The sequence below is a fragment of the Variovorax sp. FW301-JW7 genome (assembly GCF_058788795.1).
This window is the reverse complement of the sequence record NZ_JBYTBC010000005.1, coordinates 364,947-380,686: the sequence shown is the minus strand read 5'-3', so window position 1 is coordinate 380,686 and position 15,740 is coordinate 364,947. Positions and strand designations below refer to the sequence as shown.

The window sequence follows — 15,740 nt, the reverse complement described above, 5'->3', positions numbered from 1 at the left end:
TTTCTTCTTCGCGGGGCGCCGTCGGATCACTTGCCGCGCAGGGCCAGCACTTCAGCCGGTTGCACCAGCTGGCCCGTCTTGTTCGACCAGCTGTTCTTGGTGTACGTGGCCACGGCCGCGAGGTCGGTGTCGCTCAGCTGTTTCCAGGCAGGCATGGCACCGTTGTTCTGGCCGTTGAGCAGCACCATCAGCTGCACCTTGTGGTCGGAATCGGTCACCTTGGCTGCGCCGTCGAGCGGCTTGATCGGGCCTGCGCCCTTGCCGTTGGCCTGGTGGCAGGCCGCGCAGTTGGAGGCGTAGACCTTCTCGCCGCGTGCCAGCATGTCGGGCAGCGTCCAGACCTTGGTCGGGTCGTCGAGCTTGGCGGCGGCTTCCTTGCGCTTGGTGGCGACCCAGGTCGTGTAGTCGGCGGCCGAGACCACCTTCACGTGGATCGGCATGTAGGCGTGTTCCTTGCCGCACAGTTCCTGGCACTGGCCGTAGTAGTCGCCCACGGTCTCGGCGCGGAACCAGGTGTCGCGCACGAAGCCGGGAATGGCGTCCTGCTTGAGGCCCAGCTGCGGCACGGCGAAGGCGTGGATCACGTCGTTCGCGGTGGTGATGATGCGGACCTTCTTCTGCACGGGCACGACCATCGGGTTGTCGACCTTGAGCAGGTAGTCGTCGGGCATGGCGCCCTTGGCACCGGCGTCGGACATGGCGCGCTGCGAGCTGTCGAGCGTCGAGATGAAGGCCAGGCCCTCGCCTTCGCCGTTCAGGTAGTCGTAGCCCCACTTCCACTGGTAGCCCGTGGTCTTGATCGTGAGGTCGGCGTTCGTGGTGTCCTTCTGGGCCACGAGCACCTTGGTGGCAGGCAACGCCATCACGATCACGATGAGGAAGGGCACGATGGTCCAGATGACCTCGACCACCACCGATTCATGGAAGTTGGCGGCCTTGTGGCCCACCGACTTGCGGTGCTTCCAGATGGAATAGAACATCACCGCGAACACGGCGACGAAGATGACCGTGCAGATGATCATCATGATCGTGTGGAGCAGATGCTGCTCCTGCGCGATCTTGGTCACGCCGACCGGAAGATTCAGCTGGCGCACCGAAGGGCCGCCGGGCAGATCGTTGACTGCGTGCGCCGCGTTGCTGAACGCCGCGCCGGCCGCCAGCAACAGATTCGCCGGCCTGTACTTATTGCGCCAAATGCTCTTCATCGTGTTCACGTTTCTTCAATTTTTCGAAAACCCAACCGTGCAGCACCGCGCGAGCCCCCTCAGGCGCCACGCAACGCCATGCGAATCTCGCGCGCCAATGCGGCTCGCAACTCCGGGCGTACATAGCGCCCCACCCTGACCGATCGACCCTGCCCCGAGACCTCGATCAGCGAACGATCGCCGGTCTGCGGTTCGATCCGCACCTGGTGCGGAAGAAATTCCGTGCGTTCGTAGTGCCCACCGTTCTCGAGCTCCACGACGAGGCGTCCGCCTTGCAACGCGATCCGTTCGCCATCGGTGGCATGCCGCGCGTACATCATGAACGCAAAGCCCACCGCGGCCAGTTCGAGCCAGGCGAATGGCAATACCAGCGGCGCACCGTGCAGCCAGAACACCATGCCCGTTCCCAGAGATACCACGCACAGCGAGGCGTAGAGCCAGCCCAGCTGGCTCGGCGTCACCGAGCAATTGCGTTTCAGGAACCAGTGGATGTTCTGGCCTGAGACGGTGGCAAAACGAAACACGGAATTCGACACGGGCGAGTTCAGCAAATCGGTGCGTCGATGGTGGCCAAACCCCTCGTACAAACAGGATCCGACACCCCTCGATCACGGGACAATACCCGCGAGTTTCACGCAACGGCGGATTGTAGCGGGTAGAGCGCGGGCCCCGCGCACCGAATGAGGGCTGCCGGGTCGCTCAGGCGCCAGGGCGGCCGCGCTGGAGCATCGATCGCATCTCGCGCAGCGAGACCGCGCTCTCGGGCGACAGCGCGACGCGCGGCGTCGGCTTGAAGGCGTGGCCGTAGATGACCTCGAAGGTCAGTGCGATGCGGCCCTCGCCTTCCGCGGCCGGCGCCAGCTCGGGCAGGGCCTGCTTGAGCGCGCGGTGCCAGGCCTTGCCGCGCAGTGCGGGAAAGCGCGCCGGATGCAGGTTGCGCCCCAGCGTGCGCAGCTCGGCCAGGGCAGCCTCGGGGGTGGCCCAGGTCAGCACGATGCGCTCCATGTCCATCACGGGCTCGGCGAAGCCGGCGTGCACGAGCATGTCGCCCCAGTCGTGCATGTCGGTGTATTCATGGCCGGCGGCGGGCCAGCCGAGGCGGGCATGCAGGGCCCGCAGCTCACGCACGGTGTCCGGGCCGAGGCAGGAGAACATCAGGAAGCCGTTGGTCGCGACCAGCCGGTGCCACTGCGCGATGAGCGCCTCGGGGTCGGCCGCCATGTGCAGCGACATGTTGGCCCACAGCAGGTCGACGCCGTCTTCGGGCGTTGCGTCGAAGCGGGCCTTGCCGCCCTGCCAGCGGCGCGCGCTCCACCAGGGCGCGGTCAGCGCCTCGCCGGTCCGGTCGGCCAAGGCGGGTTCGGATTCGATGACGAAGGCTTCGGCGTCGCGGTAGCGGCGGGCCAGCAGCGCGTGCGCTTCGAGGCCGCCGCGCAGCGGCGACCAGTCGGCCCACGTGCGGGGCTGGGCCTTGATCCATTGCAGCCGGTCTTCCATCCGGCGGCCGATTTCCTCGTGCAGCCAGGGCGAGCCCTCGGCGGGCGCGAGCCGGCGCCAGCGGTCGGCCGCCGTGGGATCGATGGTCGGCGGTCTTCTTGCGGGGTCGGTGGCCATGGGGCCGTGAGTATATTGAGGCATGCACAACCGCCGGGCCCTGAGGCCTTTCACCTCGCTGCTCGCGCGGCTGCCCAGCCAGTGCGAGGTCTGCCGCGCCTGGCCGGCGCAGCGCGTGTGCGACGCCTGCGTGGCCCGCTTCGCGCCGCCGACCCCGCGCTGCGGCGGCTGCGCGCTGCCGATGCCCGAGGGCGTGACGCGTTGCGGCGAGTGCATCAAGCACCCGCCGCCGCTCGACGCCTGCCTCGCGGCCTGCACCTATGCCTGGCCGTGGCCCGATTGCATCGCCCAGTTCAAGTTTCGCGGCGAGGCGGGCTGGGCCGGCCCGCTGGCCACCTTGCTGCGCAGCGCGCCGTGGGTGGAGCCGGCGCTGGAGCGGTGCGACCTCGTGCTGCCGATGCCGCTGGCGCCCGGCCGCCTAGGCGAACGCGGCTTCAACCAGGCGCACGAGCTCGCGCGCCGGCTGGCACCTGCCAAGACCGACGCCAGCCTGCTGCTGCGCACGCGCGACACGCCCGCGCAGAGCGGCCTGCCGCGCGCCGACCGCTTGCGCAACCTGCGCGGGGCCTTCGCCGTGGAGCCGCTGCGCGCCGACGGCCTGCGGGGGCGGCGCGTGGTGCTGGTGGACGACGTGATGACCAGCGGCGCCTCGCTGTTCGCCGCGGCCGCCACCTTGCGTCTGGCGGGCGCGGCGCACATCACCGGCGTGGTGCTGGCGCGGACCGACCCGCCGCGCTGAAGCCACCGGCGGCGCCCGCGACAATCGGCGCATGTTCCATATCGTCCTGGTCCACCCCGAAATTCCGCCGAACACCGGCAACGTGATCCGGCTCGCGGCCAACACCGGCTGCACGCTGCACCTGGTGGAGCCGCTCGGCTTTTCGATGGACGACCGCCTGCTGCGCCGCGCCGGGCTCGACTACCACGAGTACGCCGAGGTCAAGCGCCACGCCGACTGGGCCGCGCTGCTGGCCACGCAGCAACCACCGGCCGAACGCATGTTCGCGCTGACCACACGCGGCACCCGCGCCGTGCACGACGTGCGCTTCCAGCCCGGCGACTGGCTGGTGTTCGGCTCGGAAACCGCCGGCCTGCCGCCCGCGATCCGCGACGGCTTTGCCGAGCCGCAGCGCCTGCGGCTGCCGATGCGCACCGGCCAGCGCAGCCTGAATTTGTCGAACGCGGTGGCGGTCACGGTGTTCGAGGCCTGGCGGCAAAACGATTTCGCCTGACGGCCCTTCGCGCGGCAGGGGAACATCCGATCGGTGCTGCGCGGCGTATGGGAAGGCATGCCGGTGATTCGCACCGGCATCCGCCCCCTCAACGCCGATTGCCAAGGAGTCCCGCCATGCACACCACCACCCTGCGCCTGATCACCCTCGCCGCCCTCGCCTTCGCCGGCGGCGCCCATGCCTTCCAGGGCGAGCAGAACCCGCTGCCGCCCGCGCCCTTCCAGTCGTCGCTGACGCGCGCCCAGGTCCAGCAGCAAGCCATGCAGCCGCTGCAGATCAGCAATGGCGGCACCGGCGTGGCCCGCCCGACCGCGGGCAATGTCGACCGCGCGGCGGTGCGCGCGAGCGCCGTCGGCATCACCCGGCAGGGCGCCGCCGCCTACGGCGAAGTCACCGACCGCCGGATGTAAGTAAAGAGAAGAAGAAAAAGTCCGCTCAGGGAAAACGGCGCACCACCGACTCGGCGACGCACGCCGGCTTGGCGGCGCCTTCGAGTTCGATGGTGGTTTCCCAGGTCATCTGCAGGCCGTTGTTGGGAATCGGCTCGGCGCTCAGCAGCTTCATGCGGGCGCGCAGGCGCTGGCCCACGGGCACCGGCGACATGAAGCGCACGCGGTTCAGGCCGTAGTTCACGCCCATGCGCGACTCGACCACATCGATGGCCGTCTCGAAGAACTTCGGCAGCAGCGACAAGGTGAGAAACCCGTGCGCGATCGGCGCGCCGAAGGGGCCGGACTTGGCCCGCTCCACATCGACGTGGATCCACTGGTGGTCGCCCGTCGCCTCGGCGAACTGGTTGACCTGTTGCTGCGTCACGCTGATCCAGTCGCTCACGGCGACTTCCTGGCCGACGCAGGCGGCGAGATCCTGAAGGGTCTGGAATGTCTTTTTGGTCATGCGGGGCATTCTGGTGCCAAGGGCACAAGGCTGGCTGTCGGACTTGCGACAACCGGGAATCAGGGAAATCCGGGGTCAGTTCAGGCGTCGAGCCATTCGCAGATCGGCGCCCACTGGTCCAGGTCGCGCTGCACGCGCCCCGGGGCAATGTCGAACAGCGTGAGCCCGCGCGCGGCCAGCTGCACGTAGTTCTGCGTGTCGCGCAGCTCGCCCAACACGGGCACGCCCAGGCCGGCGATGAACTCGTGCAGCCGGTCGGCCGCCAGCGTGCGGGCGTTCACGCGCATGCCGACCAGGCCGATGCGGGTCTTCTCGGCGCGGCGGCTTTCCAGCAGGCGGTCGAGGAAATCGCGCGTGGCGTAGATGTCGAAGATGCTCGGCTGCAGCGGCACGATCACGCGGTCGGCCAGCGCCAGCACCTCCTTGAAGCGCCAGCCGTGCAGGCCGGCCGGCGTGTCGAGCACCGCGTGGGTGGTGCCGCGCGGCGGGCGCACCACGGTGCTGTCGCCGGTGGCTTCCCAGGTGGCGATGGGGCGGGCCTGCGGCGGGCGCAGGCCGAGCCACAGCCGCGAGGACTGCTGGCGGTCCACGTCGCCGAGCATCACGGCATGGCCGCGGCTCGCGAAGTAGCCCGCGATGTTCGTTGCAATCGTCGACTTGCCCACGCCTCCCTTGGGATTGGCGACCAGAACCACCGGCATGAGGATCTCCTCCAGAACGGGAACAGGGCTGGATGGTAGTCGCCCCGGGTTGCGCGTCGGCGACGGCGGGCCGTCTGCGTTATGTTCGCCACATGACGACAACAACATCCACGGAGAACCCCGCCAGCATCTATGTGCTGGCGGCCCACCCCCACTGGCGCGACTCGCGCGTGAACCGCCGGCTGTTCGCCGCGGCACAGCGCGTGCCCGGCGCCGAGGTGAACGACCTGTACGGCAGCTACCCCGATTTCGCCATCGACGTCGAGGTCGAACGCGAGCGGCTGGCGCGCGCGGACCTGGTGGTGCTGCTGCACCCGATCCAGTGGTACTCGATGCCGCCCCTGCAAAAGCTCTGGGTCGACGACGTGCTGGGCTACGGCTGGGCCTACGGCCCCGGCGGCACCGCGCTGCAGGGCAAGGACTGCTGGCTGGTCGCCACCACCGGCGGCCCCGAGCCGAGCTACCACCCGCAAAGCTACAACCGCTACTTCTTCGACGCCTTCCTGCCGCCCTACGAGCAGACCGCCGCGCTGTGCGGCATGCGCTTCTTGCCGCCGCTGCTGCTGCACGGTGCGCGCCGCGCCAGCGAGGCCGAGGTGGCCGCGCATGTCGAGGTGTTCGTGCAGCGCCTGGAAAGCTACCCGGTGTGGCCCGAGATGGACGAGCTCGATGCCTGCATCGCCTGCCCGGTGCCCGAGACCGACCGCCCCGCCGAATCCGACGACGTGGGCCAGGTGATGGCCGGCGCGTTCCACAGCGCGATGACGCACGGCCTGGCCGTCGCCAACGGCAGCAACAGCACCCACAAGGCGGCCTGAGCATGGAACACGCACCCGCCTGGCTGACCAGCAGCCTGATCTACCTGAGCGCCGCCGTGCTGGTGGTGCCGCTGTCCAAGGCCCTGGGCCTGGGTTCAATCATCGGCTACCTCGTGGCCGGCATCGCCATCGGCCCCTGGGGCCTGGGCCTCGTGTCCAGCGTCGAAGACGTGCTGCATTTCGCCGAGTTCGGCGTGGTGCTGATGCTGTTCCTCGTGGGCCTCGAACTCGAGCCCAAGCGCCTGTGGAGCCTGCGCCGCCCGATCTTCGGCTGGGGGTCGGCGCAGGTGCTCAGCTGCGCGGCGGTGCTGTTCGCCGTCGGCTGGGCCGTGGGCGCACCGTGGCGCGTGGCGCTGGTGGCCGCGCTCGGGCTGGCGCTGTCGTCCACCGCCATCGCGCTGCAGGTGTTCGGCGAACGCAACCTGCTGAAGACGCCCAGCGGCCAGGCCGGCTTCTCGATCCTGCTGTTCCAGGACGTGGCGGCGATCCCGATCCTCGCGCTGCTGCCGCTGCTGGCCGGTGCGACTGCGGCCGAACAGTCCATCAGCGGCCTGGACCGCGCACTTGAGGCGCTGAAGATCGTCGGCGTGATCGCCGGCATCATCCTCGGCGGCCGGCTGCTGCTGCGCCCGATCCTGCGCTGGATCGCGCGCAGCGACACGCCCGAGATCTTCACCGCCGCCGCGCTGCTGCTGGTGGTGGCCATCGCGGCGCTGATGCAGTTCGTCGGGCTGTCGATGGCGCTGGGCGCCTTCCTTGCCGGCGTGCTGCTGGCCGAAAGCGAGTACCGGCGCGAGCTCGAGACCGACATCGAGCCCTTCAAGGGCCTGCTGCTCGGGCTGTTCTTCATCGCGGTGGGCATGTCGATCAACTTCGGCGTGCTGCTGGCCAACCCGGGGGTCATGGCCTTGCTGGTGGTGAGCTTCCTGGTCATCAAGCTGGTGGTGATCTACGCGCTGGCCAAGGCCATGGGCCTGGCCTACCAGGAGCGGCCGGTGTTCACGCTGCTGCTGGCGCAGGGCGGCGAGTTCGCCTTCGTGGTGTTCCAGGCCGCCGGGCCCGACGTGCTGCCGCCGCAGACCACCTCGCTGCTGATCGGCGCGGTGGCGCTGTCGATGCTGTTGTCGCCGCTCTTGCTGGTGCTGCTCGACAAGTTCGTGCTGCCGCGCTACAGCCACGCGGGCGGGCCGCAGCTGGAGGAAATCTCGGAGCAGCAGGACGCCAAGGTGCTGATCTGCGGCTTCGGCCGCTACGGCCAGATCGTCGGTCGCCTGCTGATGTCGCAGGGCCTGCGCGTGACGGTGCTCGACCACGACGCCGACACCGTCGAAGGCCTGCGCCAGTTCGGCTTCCGGGTGTTCTACGGCGACGCCACGCGACTCGACCTGCTGCGCACCGCGGGCGCCGGCACGGCGCGCGCCATCGTGGTGGCGGTGGACGACATCGAGCAGTCGCTGGACATCGTCGACCTGGTGCGCGAGAACTTCCCGCAGGCGCGCATCATTGCGCGCGCACGCAACGTGACCCACCTGTTCCAGTTGCGCGATCGCGGCGTGCAGGACATCGAGCGCGAGGTGTTCGAGTCGTCGCTGCGCAGCGCGCGCTCGGCGCTGGAGGCGCTGGGCTGGCCGGCGGCCGAGGCGCGCGAGGCGTCGATGCGTTTCCGCCAGCGAAACCTCAAGCTCAGCGACGAGATCTACCCGCACTACAAGGACCGCGCCAAGCTGATCGCCGCCAACAAGGCGGGCCGCCAGCAGTTCGAGGAACAGATGGCACGCGAGCGCGAGGAGCGCAAGCTGCGTTCGGGCCAGGACTGGGACCGGCTCGGCGAAGACGAACCAGCAGGCGACGCGAAGGCGCCCTGAGGCCCCAGGTCAGACCGGCACGGTCAGGTACACGCCCTCGCGGCCGATCACCGGCGCGCGCGTCGGCATGAAGATCGTGCAGCCGTCGCAGGGCGAGCGAATCTCCCGCCCGGCCTGCACCGCGATCAGCGCGCCCTGGTCGAAGGTCTCGAAACCGAGCACGGGCCGCACGAAGGCGAAGTCGTCCGACGTGACCATGTGGACCTCGAGCAGCCGGAAGCGGCGCGCGGCGACCGGCACGCGCGGCACCGGGTCGACGAGCCCGAGGTGGGCCAAAAAGCGCAGCGACACGTCGGTGGCCAGGTCGGCCGCCAACTGCGCGAAATGCTGGCCGCACTCGACCACCACCGCACCGCCGTCGATGCCCGGCTCGCCGTGCCGGCCGTAGGCCGTGACGCCCGTGCCGGGCGCGGCGCCCACGGGCATCACGAGGTGCACCGCCGGGCCGCCGACGGCCTGCGCCAACCCCGCATTGCGTTCGAACTCCGGGTAGACCCAGAAGGGCTGCACGGGCGCGCGCGTGGAGTGGATGTCCAGCACGTAGTCGGCCACGTCGAGCACCGGCCGCAGCTCGCGCGCGCGGCGCAGCTCGGGGCTGTCTCCGGTGCCGTCGAGCAGCTCGGGCGACCAGATGCGGTTCAGGTTGTGCACCAGCTGGCGGTTCTCGTAGGGCCGGTCGATGTCGAAAGCCTCGTAGGCCTCGACGTTCGCGAAGCTCACGGTGAGCGTGCCGATCTTCGGGCGCACGCCGGTGTCGAGCAGGTGCGTGGCCGCGACCATGCCGCAGATCTCGTTGCCGTGCGTGAGCGCGTTGACGAGCACGTGCGGACCCGGCTTGCCGGACGCGAAGCGGTGCACGTAGTCGATGCCGGTGTTGCCCTGGCGGTAGGCCGAGAGGTCGCGCGGCAGCACCTCCAGCGGGGCGGTGTCGGGTGCGAAGGTCGGCAGTGTCTGCGTCATGGAACCAGCCGCCCGCTCACTCGCCGCGGATGCCGGCGCGCTTGACCATCTCGCCGTACAGCGCGAGCCGCTCCGACATCATGGCCGTGAACTGCGCGGGCGACTGCGCCTCGGGCGCGAGCGAGCCGCGCGCCAGCAGCGCCTCGACCATCGTCGGCTGCTCGGCCACCGTCCGCACCGCCTTGTGCAGCGCGGCGATGACCTCGGGCGGCGTCTTCGCGGGCGCGGCCAGGCCGATCCACGAAGTGGTGTTCAGCACCGGATAGCCCAGTTCGGTGAAGGTCGGCACGTCGGGCAGCGCCCCGACGCGCGTGGGCGAGGCCACGGCCAGCGCGCGCAGCTTGCCGGCCTGGATGTGCGGCAGGAAAGGCGCGAGGTTGTCCAGGCCGAACTGCACTTCGTTCGAGATCAGCGCGGTCACCAGCGGGCCGCCGCCGCGGTAGGGCACGTGCGTGGCGTTGAGCTGCAGCTGCGACTTCATCAGCTCCACGTTGAGCTGGCCCATGCTGCCCGGCCCGGCGCTGCAGAAGTTGAGCTCGCCCGGGCGCGACTTCACCAGCGCCACGAACTCCTTGAAGGTCTTGGCGGGCACAGCCGGGTTCACCAGCAGCACGTTGATGGAGCGCGCGAGCTGGCTGATCGACAGGAAATCCTTGATCGGGTCGTAGCCCGGGTTGGCCTGCGTGAGCGGGTTGGCAAGGTGCGAGCTCTGCGAGGACACCACGAGCGTGTAGCCGTCGGGCTTGGCGCGCGCCACCTGGGCGCTGGCGATGGAGCCGCCGGCGCCGGCGCGGTTGTCGATGACCACCGGCGTGCCCAACGCCTTCGACAGCGGCTCGGCGTACAGCCGCGCGATCAGGTCGACCGAGCCGCCGGCCGGGAACGGCACCACCAGCGTGACCGGGCGGGCCGGAAAGGCCTGGGCGCGCGCGGACAGGGGCAGCAGCGCCGCCGTCAGGCCGGCGCCGAGGATCTCGCGCCGACGCAGGGCGGGCACGGCGGGGGTGGTGGAACGCATGGCAAGGTCTTTCTGCAGAAGAAGCGGGCAATCGGGCGGACAGGTCCGGCCGAAATCGTGCATTCATTTTTGCAAGGAGGCCCTATTTTTGCAATACTCGTTGCAAACATGAGGTTTCTCCGATGCCACACGCAGACACCCCCGCCGCCCCCAGCCTGAACCAGCGCATCTCGGGCTACGGCAAGAAGCTCACGAAAAGCGAGCGACGCCTCATCGAGGAATTGCAGGCACACCACCCGCAGGGGCTGCTCGAATCTGCAACGAGCCTTGCAAGAAAGGTGGGCACCAGCGCCTCGACCGTGGTGCGGCTGCTCGCCAAGCTCGGCTACGAGAGCTACGCCCAGGCGCAGATGGAGGCGCGCGCCGAAGTCACCGCCCTGCTGGCCTCGCCCGCCACGCGCGCCGACGCGGTCATCGGCGACGACACCTCCGTGCGCAGCTGCCTGGACAACGCGCTGCTGCACGACCAGCACAACCTGGCCGCCACCTTCGCGGCGCTCGACGTGGGCGCGTTCGAGGCGGCGGTGAAGCTGCTCACGCAGCGCAAGGTGCGCGTGCACGTGCTCGGCCAGCGCAACGGCCTGCCGCTGGCCAGCCACCTCGCGCTGAACCTGAACCTGTGCCTGCCCGACGTGCGGCTGCTGGGCGGCGCGGGCGCGCTGCCGCTCGAAGACCAGCTGCTGCGCATCGACGACAACGACCTCTTGCTCACGCTCACCTTCCGCCGCCACTCGCTCGCGATCGCGCGCACGGCGGCCTACTTCCGCGAGAAGGGCGCGAAGGTCGTCATGGTCACCGACAGCCCCACGGCGCCTGCGGCAGCCTCGGCCGACCACCTGCTGCTGGTGCGCACCTCCAGCGCCTCGCCCTTCGATTCGTACACGGCGGCGCTGTCGGTCTGCAATGCCTTGATCACCGCGGTGGCGCAGCGGCGCAAGAAGGAGCTGGCCGCCGTGTTCGAACGCGGCGCGGCGCTGTGGGAACCGCACTGGAACGAGGCGGCGCCGCGCGCCGCCTGAACCTCAGGCCGCCGGGGTGCCGAGCCCCAACAGGCGCACCGCGTTGTCCTTGAGGATGCCGGGCATCACCTCGGGCTTGAAGCCGGCGGCCTCGAAGTCCTTCATCCAGCGGTCAGGCGTGATCAGCGGGTAGTCGCTGCCGAACAGCACGCGGTCTTTCAGCAGCGTGTTGGCGTACTGCACCAGCTGCTTCGGAAAGTACTTCGGGCTCCAGCCCGACAGGTCGATCCACACGTTGGGCTTGTGCGTGGCCACGCTCAGCGCCTCGTCCTGCCAGGGAAAGCTGGGGTGGGCCATGACGATCTGCATGTCGGGGAAGTCGATGGCCACGTCGTCCAGGTGCATCGGGTTGCTGTACTCCAGCCGCAGGCCGCCGCCGCAGCGCATGCCCGAGCCGATGCCGCTGTGCCCGGTGTGGAAGATGGCCGGCAGCTTGTACTCGGCGATCACCTCGTAGATCGGCCAGGCCATGCGGTCGTAGGGGTGGTAGCCCTGCACGGTCGGGTGGAACTTGAAGCCCTTCACGCCGTGCTCCTCGATGAGCCGCCGCGCCTCGCGCGCGCCCATCTTTCCCTTGTGCGGATCGACGCTGCCGAAGGCAATCATGATGTCGCTGTTCTGCGCCGCCGCCTCGGCGATCTCCTCGTTCGGGATGCGCCGGCGGCCCATGTTCGACTCGGCGTCGACCATGAACATCACCAGCCCGATCTTCCTTTCACGGTAGTACGCCACGCTCTCGGCGATGGTGGGGCGGCGGTTCGAGCCGAAGAACTTGTCGGCCGCGCGGTCGTATTCCTCGCCGTAGTTGTCGAAAGGGTTCCAGCAGCTCACTTCGGCGTGGGTGTGGATGTCGATCGCGATCAGGTTCCGTGGGTCCATGTCGTTGTCTCCGGTTCGGGTAAGTCCCTAGGTTTCGGGAGGCTCCAATGCCTTGAATTGATTATTTCTCATAACCATAATCCAACGCAACCCCGCACACCATCATGACCAATCCAGACCTCCACCTCGACATCCGCGACGACGTCGCCATCGTTCGTCTCACGCGCGGCGCCAAGCGCAACGCGCTGTCCGACGGCCTGATCCTCGCGCTGCGCGACGCCTTCGAGACGCTGCCCGCCACCGTGCGCGCGGCCGTGCTCGACGGCGAGGGCCCGCATTTCTGCGCCGGCCTGGACCTGAGCGAGCTCAAGGAGCGCGACGCCGGCCAGGGCATGCAGCACTCGCGCCTGTGGCACAGCGCGCTCGACCTGATCCAGCACGGCCCGGTGCCGGTGGTGGCGGCGCTGCACGGCGCGGTGGTCGGCGGCGGGCTCGAACTGGCCAGCGCCTGCCACATCCGCGTGGCCGACCGCTCCACCTTCTACGCGCTGCCCGAAGGCTCGCGCGGCATCTTCGTGGGCGGCGGCGGCTCGGTGCGCATTCCCAAGCTGATCGGCGTGGCCCGCATGACCGACATGATGATGACCGGCCGCGTCTACAACGCCGAAGACGGCGAACGCGCCAACTTCGCGCAGTACCTGGTCGACGAAGGCACCGCCTTCGACAAGGCCCTGGAGCTTGCCAAGCGAATCGCCACCAACGCGCCGCTCACCAACTACGCGCTGATGCACGCGCTGCCGCGCATCTCCGAGCAGTCGGCCGACCACGGTTTCTTCACCGAGGCGCTGATGTCGGGCATCGTCCAGGCCGCGCCCGAAGCCAAAGCACGCGTGCGCGACTTCCTCGAAGGCCGCGGCGCGAAGGTGAGCAAGGGATGACCGCCGTCCGCTACCGCCCGCTGGCCTTCGGCGTGACGCGCGCGGTGCTGCGCGACGGCGCACCGGGCACGCGCTACCTCACGGCCGAGACGCCGCTGCAGGCCTACCGAGAGCGCATGACCGACCGGCTCGCGCACTGGGCGCAGGTCGCGCCCGATCGCACCTTCATCGCGCGCCGCGAGCGCCTGCCCGACGGCCGCACCGGGGACTGGCTGCGCGTGAGCTATGCGCAGGCGCTGGAAGAAGCGCGCGGTATCGGACAGGCCCTGCTCGATCGCGGCCTGAACGCCGAGCGCCCGGTCGTGATCCTGAGCGAAAACGGCATCGAGCATGCGCTGCTTGCGCTGGGCTGCCTCTACGCTGGCGTGCCCTACTGCCCCGTGTCGCCGCCCTATGCGATCGTGAGCCAGGACTACGACAAGCTGCGCCACGTCATCGACACGCTCACGCCCGGCCTGGTGTTCGCGGCCGACGCCGCGCGCTTCGCCAAGGCCATCGCGGCCACCGTGCCCGCCGGCACCGAGGTCGTGCTCGCCGAAGGCACGCTCGAAGGCCGCGCCACCACGCGCTTCGACGTGCTCGCCGCCACGCCGGCCACGCCCGCCATCGACGCGGCGATGCAGGCCACCGGCCCCGACACCATCACCAAGTTCCTCTTCACCTCGGGCTCGACCAAGATGCCCAAGGCGGTGATCAACACGCACCGCATGTGGTGCGCCAACCAGCAGCAGCTGCGCCAGTCGATTCCCGCCCTGGGCGACGAGCCGCCGGTGCTGGTCGACTGGCTGCCCTGGAACCACACCTTCGGCGGCAACCACAACGTGGGCATCGTGCTGGACAACGGCGGCACGCTGTTCATCGACGACGGCAAGCCCACGCCCGCCGGCATGGCCGAGACGCTGCGCAACCTGCGCGAAGTCGCACCCACCATCTACTTCAACGTGCCCACCGGCTTCGAGGCGATCGCCAACGCGATGGAAAGCGATGCCGTGCTGCGTCGCAACCTGCTGTCGCGCGTGAAGATGTTCTTCTACTCGGGCGCGGCGCTTGCACAGCCCGTGTGGGACAGCCTGCACCGCACGCAGGAATCGGAAGTCGGCGAGCGCATCGTGATGGGCACCGGCCTGGGCATGACCGAGTCGGGCCCCTTCGCGCTGTACGTGACCGGCCCCGACGTGAAGTCGGGCGACGTGGGCCTGCCGGCCGCCGGCATCGAGCTCAAGCTGATCGAGGTCGACGGCAAGACCGAGGTGCGCTACCGCGGTCCCAACATCACGCCCGGCTACTGGCGCGCGCCCGAAGCCACCGCCGAGGCCTTCGACGAGGAAGGCTTCTTCTCCACCGGCGACGCGGTGAAGTGGATCGACGACCGCGACATCCACCGCGGCCTGCGCTTCGACGGCCGCATCGCCGAAGACTTCAAGCTCGCCACCGGCACCTTCGTGAGCGTGGGCCCGCTGCGCGCGAAGATCATCGCGGCCGGCTCGCCCTATGTGCAGGACGCGGTGCTCACGGGCATCAACCTGAAGGAAGTCGGCGCGCTGATCTTCACTACGCAGAAGGTGCGCCAGCTCTGCGATTTGCCCGCCGACGCCCCGCTGCAGCAGGTGCTCGAAAGCACACCCGTGCAGGCGCACTTCCAGCAGGTGGTGGACACGCTCGCGGCCGGCGCCACCGGCAGCGCCAACCGCATCGCGCGGCTGCACCTGATGGCCGAGCCGCCGTCGATCGACAAGGGCGAAGTGACAGACAAGGGCTCGATCAACCAGCGCGCCGTGCTCAAGCACCGCGCCGCGCTGGCCGACGCGCTGCACGCCGACACGCTGCCTTTCACGCTCAAGCCCCGCTAACCCCATCCAGGAGACACACCCATGAAGATCGAAGGACAAGCCGCACTCGTCACCGGCGGCGCCTCGGGCCTCGGCGAGGCCACCGCGCGCGAACTCGCTCGCCTGGGCGCCAAGGTCGCGGTGCTCGACCGCAATGCCGCGCTCGCAGAGAAAGTGGCCGCAGAGATCGGCGGCGTCGCCTGCGTCTGCGACATCACCGACACCGACAGCGTGAACGCCGCGCTCGACAAGGCGCAGGCCGCACACGGCCCCGCGCGCATCCTGATGAACGTCGCCGGCATCGGCAGCGCCAAGCGCATCGTCGGCAAGGACGGCAACCCGGCGCCGCTCGAAGACTTCGTGCGCGTGGTCAACATCAACCTCATCGGTGGCTACAACATGGCGCGCCTCTTTGCGGCGCGCTGCGCGAAGCTCGACGCGCTCGACAACGGCGAGAAGGGCGTGATGCTCTTCACCGCCTCGGTCGCGGCCTTCGACGGCCAGGTGGGCCAGCAGGCCTACAGCGCCTCGAAGGGCGGCCTCGTCGGCATGACCCTGCCGATGGCGCGCGACCTCGCGCAGCACGCCATCCGCGTGTGCACCGTGGCGCCCGGCCTCTTCGCCACGCCGCTGCTGCTGGAGCTGCCCGAGCCGGTGCAGCACTCGCTGGCCGCGTCGATCCCGTTCCCGCCGCGCCTGGGCAAGCCGTCGGAGTTCGCCGAGCTGGCCTGCCACATCGTCACCAACGGCCACCTCAATGGCGAAGTGATTCGCCTCGACGGCGCCTTGCGCATGGCGCCGCGCTGATTCCCGCCCCCGCAGACA

General features: G+C 69.5%; 17 protein-coding genes. 9 read left to right on the top strand and 8 right to left on the bottom strand.

Translation table 11 applies throughout. The annotated features are described in order from the left end of the window. Positions 1 to 26 precede the first annotated feature (26 nt). The 3 genes from coxB to AC3WQM_RS16920 form a co-directional block, all read right to left on the bottom strand. Entirely contained in the window at positions 27 to 1,205 is a 1,179-nt protein-coding gene (gene coxB / locus AC3WQM_RS16930) for a cytochrome c oxidase subunit II (protein ID WP_489057690.1), read from the bottom strand. Positions 1,206 to 1,264: 59 nt separating this feature from the next. Continuing rightward, positions 1,265 to 1,741 carry a DUF2244 domain-containing protein gene (locus AC3WQM_RS16925; protein ID WP_056578078.1) on the bottom strand — a complete coding sequence of 159 codons (477 nt, stop codon included), beginning with the start codon at positions 1,739 to 1,741 and terminating at the stop codon, positions 1,265 to 1,267. A 163-nt stretch (positions 1,742 to 1,904) separates the two neighbouring features. Beyond that, positions 1,905 to 2,819, bottom strand: a complete 915-nt coding sequence (locus tag AC3WQM_RS16920) for a class I SAM-dependent methyltransferase (protein ID WP_062481352.1) — start codon at positions 2,817 to 2,819, stop codon at positions 1,905 to 1,907. 22 nt (positions 2,820 to 2,841) lie between these two features. On the opposite strand from AC3WQM_RS16920, the gene AC3WQM_RS16915 reads away from it, so the two are divergent. The 3 genes from AC3WQM_RS16915 to AC3WQM_RS16905 all read left to right on the top strand — a co-directional run bounded on the left by AC3WQM_RS16915 (position 2,842) and on the right by AC3WQM_RS16905 (position 4,461). Then, positions 2,842 to 3,558, top strand: a complete 717-nt coding sequence (locus AC3WQM_RS16915; protein WP_492680292.1) for a ComF family protein — start codon at positions 2,842 to 2,844, stop codon at positions 3,556 to 3,558. 31 nt (positions 3,559 to 3,589) lie between these two features. After that, on the top strand, positions 3,590 to 4,051 hold the full coding sequence (gene trmL, locus AC3WQM_RS16910; protein WP_492680290.1) for a tRNA (uridine(34)/cytosine(34)/5-carboxymethylaminomethyluridine(34)-2'-O)-methyltransferase TrmL: 462 nt from the start codon (positions 3,590 to 3,592) through the stop codon (positions 4,049 to 4,051). A 116-nt stretch (positions 4,052 to 4,167) separates the two neighbouring features. Then, on the top strand, positions 4,168 to 4,461 hold the full coding sequence (locus AC3WQM_RS16905; protein WP_492680288.1) for a DUF4148 domain-containing protein: 294 nt from the start codon (positions 4,168 to 4,170) through the stop codon (positions 4,459 to 4,461). Positions 4,462 to 4,486: 25 nt separating this feature from the next. Here AC3WQM_RS16905 and AC3WQM_RS16900 read toward each other — a convergent pair whose 3' ends face one another. Next, the gene (locus AC3WQM_RS16900) at positions 4,487 to 4,957 is read right to left on the bottom strand and encodes a MaoC family dehydratase (RefSeq protein WP_062479484.1); all 471 of its coding nucleotides are present in this window, start codon (positions 4,955 to 4,957) and stop codon (positions 4,487 to 4,489) included. A 71-nt stretch (positions 4,958 to 5,028) separates the two neighbouring features. After that, a complete protein-coding gene (locus tag AC3WQM_RS16895) occupies positions 5,029 to 5,649 on the bottom strand; it encodes a nucleotide-binding protein (RefSeq protein ID WP_070061962.1) in 621 nt (206 codons plus the stop codon). Positions 5,650 to 5,741: 92 nt separating this feature from the next. Between AC3WQM_RS16895 and kefF the strand changes: the two genes are divergently transcribed. After that, positions 5,742 to 6,467: a glutathione-regulated potassium-efflux system oxidoreductase KefF gene (gene kefF / locus AC3WQM_RS16890; RefSeq protein ID WP_369630069.1), complete on the top strand. Its 726-nt coding sequence runs from the start codon at positions 5,742 to 5,744 to the stop codon at positions 6,465 to 6,467. A 2-nt stretch (positions 6,468 to 6,469) separates the two neighbouring features. After that, the gene (gene kefC / locus AC3WQM_RS16885; RefSeq protein WP_307695022.1) at positions 6,470 to 8,332 is read left to right on the top strand and encodes a glutathione-regulated potassium-efflux system protein KefC; all 1,863 of its coding nucleotides are present in this window, start codon (positions 6,470 to 6,472) and stop codon (positions 8,330 to 8,332) included. Between the two features lie 9 nt (positions 8,333 to 8,341). Here kefC and AC3WQM_RS16880 read toward each other — a convergent pair whose 3' ends face one another. Further along, positions 8,342 to 9,292 carry a M14 family metallopeptidase gene (locus tag AC3WQM_RS16880; RefSeq protein ID WP_492680286.1) on the bottom strand — a complete coding sequence of 317 codons (951 nt, stop codon included), beginning with the start codon at positions 9,290 to 9,292 and terminating at the stop codon, positions 8,342 to 8,344. 16 nt (positions 9,293 to 9,308) lie between these two features. Continuing rightward, positions 9,309 to 10,310: a Bug family tripartite tricarboxylate transporter substrate binding protein gene (locus AC3WQM_RS16875; RefSeq protein ID WP_492680284.1), complete on the bottom strand. Its 1,002-nt coding sequence runs from the start codon at positions 10,308 to 10,310 to the stop codon at positions 9,309 to 9,311. A 122-nt stretch (positions 10,311 to 10,432) separates the two neighbouring features. Here AC3WQM_RS16875 and AC3WQM_RS16870 point away from each other — a divergent pair, with 122 nt between their 5' ends. Next, on the top strand, positions 10,433 to 11,329 hold the full coding sequence (locus AC3WQM_RS16870; protein ID WP_159275422.1) for a MurR/RpiR family transcriptional regulator: 897 nt from the start codon (positions 10,433 to 10,435) through the stop codon (positions 11,327 to 11,329). A gap of 3 nt (positions 11,330 to 11,332) precedes the next feature. Here the strand turns inward: AC3WQM_RS16870 and AC3WQM_RS16865 are convergent, their stop codons facing one another. Further along, complete coding sequence (locus AC3WQM_RS16865) at positions 11,333 to 12,208, bottom strand: amidohydrolase family protein (protein WP_070061956.1); 876 nt, start codon at positions 12,206 to 12,208, stop codon at positions 11,333 to 11,335. A 104-nt stretch (positions 12,209 to 12,312) separates the two neighbouring features. On the opposite strand from AC3WQM_RS16865, the gene AC3WQM_RS16860 reads away from it, so the two are divergent. From AC3WQM_RS16860 to AC3WQM_RS16850, 3 genes are read left to right on the top strand one after another with little or no spacing between them, the layout of a single operon-like run. Continuing rightward, on the top strand, positions 12,313 to 13,086 hold the full coding sequence (locus AC3WQM_RS16860; protein WP_492680282.1) for a crotonase/enoyl-CoA hydratase family protein: 774 nt from the start codon (positions 12,313 to 12,315) through the stop codon (positions 13,084 to 13,086). Next, entirely contained in the window at positions 13,083 to 14,936 is a 1,854-nt protein-coding gene (locus AC3WQM_RS16855) for a feruloyl-CoA synthase (protein ID WP_492680280.1), read from the top strand. Before AC3WQM_RS16860 ends, AC3WQM_RS16855 begins: the two co-directional genes overlap by 4 nt. Positions 14,937 to 14,957: 21 nt before the next feature. Continuing rightward, positions 14,958 to 15,722 (top strand): SDR family NAD(P)-dependent oxidoreductase, encoded by a 765-nt coding sequence (locus tag AC3WQM_RS16850; protein WP_062479514.1) that lies wholly within the window; start codon positions 14,958 to 14,960, stop codon positions 15,720 to 15,722. Positions 15,723 to 15,740: the final 18 nt, after the last annotated feature.